Origin of the sequence: Pseudomonas sp. R15(2017), assembly GCF_002112685.1 — a bacterium.
GTDB classification, from domain to species: domain Bacteria; phylum Pseudomonadota; class Gammaproteobacteria; order Pseudomonadales; family Pseudomonadaceae; genus Aquipseudomonas; species Aquipseudomonas glycinae.
Genome location: NZ_NEII01000026.1, coordinates 1 through 3,306 on the forward strand (window position 1 = coordinate 1; position 3,306 = coordinate 3,306).

Sequence of the window (3,306 nt, forward strand, 5' to 3'; positions counted from 1 at the left end):
GGAAACCCCACACTACCATCGGCGATGCATCGTTTCACTTCTGAGTTCGGGATGGGATCAGGTGGTTCCAACGCTCTATGGTCGTCAAGAAATTCGGGTACTGACTCGCGACCAGATGGCCTCGCTTCAGCAAATTGGGTATGTGACAGCTGTCGGTGTCTTGTGAGCGTCGAACTTTCGGTTCATTGCGTCTTCACACACCGCAATCTGGCCTCTTTCGAGTCTACAGATTGCTTGGGTGTTATATGGTCAAGCCTCACGGGCAATTAGTATTGGTTAGCTCAACGCCTCACAGCGCTTACACACCCAACCTATCAACGTCGTAGTCTTCGACGGCCCTTCAGGGAACTCAAGGTTCCAGTGAGATCTCATCTTGAGGCAAGTTTCCCGCTTAGATGCTTTCAGCGGTTATCTTTCCCGAACATAGCTACCCGGCAATGCCACTGGCGTGACAACCGGAACACCAGAGGTTCGTCCACTCCGGTCCTCTCGTACTAGGAGCAGCCCCTCTCAAATCTCAAACGTCCACGGCAGATAGGGACCGAACTGTCTCACGACGTTCTAAACCCAGCTCGCGTACCACTTTAAATGGCGAACAGCCATACCCTTGGGACCGGCTTCAGCCCCAGGATGTGATGAGCCGACATCGAGGTGCCAAACACCGCCGTCGATATGAACTCTTGGGCGGTATCAGCCTGTTATCCCCGGAGTACCTTTTATCCGTTGAGCGATGGCCCTTCCATACAGAACCACCGGATCACTAAGACCTACTTTCGTACCTGCTCGACGTGTCTGTCTCGCAGTCAAGCGCGCTTTTGCCTTTATACTCTACGACCGATTTCCGACCGGTCTGAGCGCACCTTCGTACTCCTCCGTTACTCTTTAGGAGGAGACCGCCCCAGTCAAACTACCCACCATACACTGTCCTCGATCCGGATAACGGACCTGAGTTAGAACCTCAAAGTTGCCAGGGTGGTATTTCAAGGATGGCTCCACGCGAACTGGCGTCCACGCTTCAAAGCCTCCCACCTATCCTACACAAGCAAATTCAAAGTCCAGTGCAAAGCTATAGTAAAGGTTCACGGGGTCTTTCCGTCTAGCCGCGGATACACTGCATCTTCACAGCGATTTCAATTTCACTGAGTCTCGGGTGGAGACAGCGCCGCCATCGTTACGCCATTCGTGCAGGTCGGAACTTACCCGACAAGGAATTTCGCTACCTTAGGACCGTTATAGTTACGGCCGCCGTTTACCGGGGCTTCGATCAAGAGCTTCGCGTTAGCTAACCCCATCAATTAACCTTCCGGCACCGGGCAGGCGTCACACCCTATACGTCCACTTTCGTGTTTGCAGAGTGCTGTGTTTTTAATAAACAGTCGCAGCGGCCTGGTATCTTCGACCGGCGTGGGCTTACGCAGCAAGTGCTTCACCCTCACCGGCGCACCTTCTCCCGAAGTTACGGTGCCATTTTGCCTAGTTCCTTCACCCGAGTTCTCTCAAGCGCCTTGGTATTCTCTACCCAACCACCTGTGTCGGTTTGGGGTACGGTTCCTGGTTATCTGAAGCTTAGAAGCTTTTCTTGGAAGCATGGCATCAACCACTTCGTCGCCTAAAGGCAACTCGTCATCAGCTCTCGGCCTTGAAACCCCGGATTTACCTAAGATTTCAGCCTACCACCTTAAACTTGGACAACCAACGCCAAGCTGGCCTAGCCTTCTCCGTCCCTCCATCGCAATAACCAGAAGTACAGGAATATTAACCTGTTTTCCATCGACTACGCTTTTCAGCCTCGCCTTAGGGACCGACTAACCCTGCGTCGATTAACGTTGCGCAGGAAACCTTGGTCTTTCGGCGTGGGTGTTTTTCACACCCATTGTCGTTACTCATGTCAGCATTCGCACTTCTGATACCTCCAGCAAGCTTCTCAACTCACCTTCACAGGCTTACAGAACGCTCCTCTACCGCATCACTTGCGTGATACCCGTAGCTTCGGTGTATGGTTTGAGCCCCGTTACATCTTCCGCGCAGGCCGACTCGACTAGTGAGCTATTACGCTTTCTTTAAAGGGTGGCTGCTTCTAAGCCAACCTCCTAGCTGTCTAAGCCTTCCCACATCGTTTCCCACTTAACCATAACTTTGGGACCTTAGCTGACGGTCTGGGTTGTTTCCCTTTTCACGACGGACGTTAGCACCCGCCGTGTGTCTCCCATGCTCGGCACTTGTAGGTATTCGGAGTTTGCATCGGTTTGGTAAGTCGGGATGACCCCCTAGCCGAAACAGTGCTCTACCCCCTACAGTGATACATGAGGCGCTACCTAAATAGCTTTCGAGGAGAACCAGCTATCTCCGAGCTTGATTAGCCTTTCACTCCGATCCACAGGTCATCCGCTAACTTTTCAACGGTAGTCGGTTCGGTCCTCCAGTCAGTGTTACCTAACCTTCAACCTGCCCATGGATAGATCGCCCGGTTTCGGGTCTATTCCCAGCGACTAGACGCCCTATTAAGACTCGCTTTCGCTACGCCTCCCCTATTCGGTTAAGCTCGCCACTGAAAATAAGTCGCTGACCCATTATACAAAAGGTACGCAGTCACAGAACAAAGTCTGCTCCCACTGCTTGTACGCATACGGTTTCAGGATCTATTTCACTCCCCTCTCCGGGGTTCTTTTCGCCTTTCCCTCACGGTACTAGTTCACTATCGGTCAGTCAGTAGTATTTAGCCTTGGAGGATGGTCCCCCCATATTCAGACAAAGTTTCTCGTGCTCCGTCCTACTCGATTTCATGACTAAGAGACTTTCGCGTACAGGGCTATCACCCACTATGGCCGCACTTTCCAGAGCGTTCCGCTAATCTCAAAGCCACTTAAGGGCTAGTCCCCGTTCGCTCGCCACTACTAAGGGAATCTCGGTTGATTTCTTTTCCTCAGGGTACTTAGATGTTTCAGTTCCCCTGGTTCGCCTCTTGCACCTATGTATTCAGTACAAGATAACCATCTTGTGATGGCTGGGTTCCCCCATTCAGACATCTCCGGATCAAAGTCTGTTTGCCGACTCCCCGAAGCTTTTCGCAGGCTACCACGTCTTTCATCGCCTCTGACTGCCAAGGCATCCACCGTATGCGCTTCTTCACTTGACCATATAACCCCAAGCAATCTGGTTATACTGTGAAGACGACATTCGCCGAAAATTCGAATTTCTCAACTAAGAGAACTCACAAATTTTACCTTAGCCTGATCCGTTACCAGTGAAAGTAACGTTCAGTCTATCTTTCTATCACATACCCAAATTTTTAAAGAACGAACCAGT

Annotated in this window: 2 rRNA genes; both read right to left on the reverse strand. The window is 51.4% G+C overall.

The annotated features are described in order from the left end of the window. Positions 1 to 89 (reverse strand): 5S ribosomal RNA (rrf, locus tag CAF77_RS28650); the annotation flags it as partial. Positions 90 to 245: 156 nt separating this feature from the next. Next, positions 246 to 3,136, reverse strand: a 23S ribosomal RNA gene (locus tag CAF77_RS28655). Between the last annotated feature and the right edge of the window lie 170 nt (positions 3,137 to 3,306).